1 protein-coding gene is annotated in these 1,317 nt (G+C 47.2%); it reads left to right on the top strand.

From position 1 onward, the window contains the following. Positions 1-58: 58 nt before the first annotated feature. Positions 59-1,317 (top strand): SufS family cysteine desulfurase (locus QT974_RS34445; RefSeq protein ID WP_333472831.1); only part of this gene is annotated, 1,259 nt, incomplete at its 3' end.

Genomic DNA, 1,317 nt, shown 5'->3' with positions numbered 1-1,317 from the left:
TTCTTCCTTCTTCCTTCTTCCTTCTTCCTTCTTCCTTCTTCCTTCTTCCTTCTTCTATATGACACTTATTCAAGAAAAAACATTAGCCTCAAAAGTTCGCGGTGACTTCCCGATTTTGACCCAAAAAGTCAATGGTAAACCCCTAGTTTATCTCGACAACGCAGCTACATCTCAAAAACCCCTAGCTGTACTCAATGCTTGGCGCGACTACTACGAACAATACAATGCCAACGTACACCGCGGCGCCCACACTCTCAGCGCCAAAGCCACAGATGCTTACGAAGGTGCCAGAGATAAAGTTGCAAGGTTTATTAATGCAGCATCGCGGCAAGAAATTGTTTACACTCGCAACGCCACTGAAGCAATTAATTTAGTTGCTTATTCTTGGGGTTTGAACAATTTGCAAGCAGGAGATGAAATCATCCTGTCGGTGATGGAACACCACAGCAATCTCGTTCCCTGGCAAATGATTGCTCAAAAAACCGGTGCGGTGTTGAAGTTTGTTGAGTTGACGGCAACTTACGAGTTTGATTTGGAACAGTTTAAAACGCTGGTTTCCCACAAAACTAAGTTGGTGTCTGTAGTTCACGTTTCCAATACTTTGGGCTGCATCAATCCAGTCAAAGAAATCTGCGCAATCGCCCACAGTTTCGGCGCCAAAGTTTTAATTGATGCTTGCCAAAGCGTGCCGCACATGGTAGTAGACGTGCAAGCAATCGATTGCGATTGGCTGGTGGCTTCCGGTCATAAAATGTGCGCTCCGACTGGGATTGGTTTTCTGTACGGTAAACTGGACTTGCTGAGAGAAATGCCTCCGTTTTTCGGCGGTGGCGAGATGATTGCTGATGTGTTTCTCGAATATTCCACCTATGCTGATTTGCCGCACAAATTTGAGGCGGGGACTCCGGCAATCGGTGAGGCGATCGCCCTTGGTGCTGCGATCGACTATCTTAATAACATAGGCATGGAGCAGATTCACGCTTGCGAAGCCGACTTGACAGCTTATCTCTTCCAACAGTTGTGGCAAATTCCCGAGCTCAAAATCTACGGCCCGCAACCAGACAGCAACGGTGAAGGTAGGGCAGCGCTAGCATCATTTACCGCCGGAGAAATTCACCCTCAAGACTTGTCTACGATGTTGGATCAGGAGGGGGTCGCGATTCGTTCCGGGCATCACTGCACGCAAGCTTTGCACCGCTATTTGAACATTTCATCTACGGCGCGGGCTAGTGTGTATTTTTACAATACCTATGAGGAGATTGATGTGTTTGTAAAAGCACTCAAAGAGACGATCGACTTTTTTGGCGAGATGATGGG

This window comes from Microcoleus sp. BM001215392 (assembly GCF_036700185.1).
In the GTDB taxonomy this organism is placed as follows: Bacteria; Cyanobacteriota; Cyanobacteriia; order Cyanobacteriales; family Microcoleaceae; genus Microcoleus.
This window is presented reverse-complemented; position numbering and strand designations above follow the sequence as displayed.